The 521-nt window shown below is 72.7% G+C and carries 1 protein-coding gene; it reads right to left on the reverse strand.

Translation table 11 applies throughout. The annotated features are described in order from the left end of the window. Positions 1-521: HAD-IC family P-type ATPase (locus tag KME78_RS63710; RefSeq protein ID WP_219539968.1), on the reverse strand; the 521-nt coding region annotated here is incomplete at both ends.

Genomic DNA, 521 nt, shown 5'->3' on the forward strand with positions numbered 1-521 from the left:
ACCAGGCCCAGGGCCAGCACCAGCGCGGACAGCAACACCGTGACGCCGGCCAGCAGGCGGCCCACTCCCATCAGGCGCTGTTGCAACGGCGTGAGACCGGCCCCCTCGACCATCAGGGCGGCGATGCGGCCGCCGGCGCTGGCCGCTCCGACGGCGGTGACCGCGGCCCGGCCACGCCCTCTGACCACGACGGTGCCGGAGGAGACCGGGTCGCCTGCGGCCTTGTCCACCGGCACCGACTCGCCGGTCAGGGAGGACTCGTCGACGAGCAGTGCCGCCGACTCCACCAGCGTGGCGTCGGCCACGATGATGTCGCCTTCGGCCAGCACCAGCAGGTCTCCCACGACGACATCGGCTGCCGGCACCTGCGTCTGGGCGCCGTCGCGGATCACGCGGGCCACAGGGGCGGTGAGCTGGGACAACGCCGTGATGGCTCGGTCGGCGCGGATCTCCTGCGCCACCCCGACGGAGGTGTTGACCACGATCACGAGCATGATGACGGCCGTGTCGGTCCAGTCGCC

It is taken from the genome of Nonomuraea guangzhouensis (assembly GCF_019396345.1).
GTDB classification, from domain to species: Bacteria; Actinomycetota; Actinomycetes; order Streptosporangiales; family Streptosporangiaceae; genus Nonomuraea; species Nonomuraea guangzhouensis.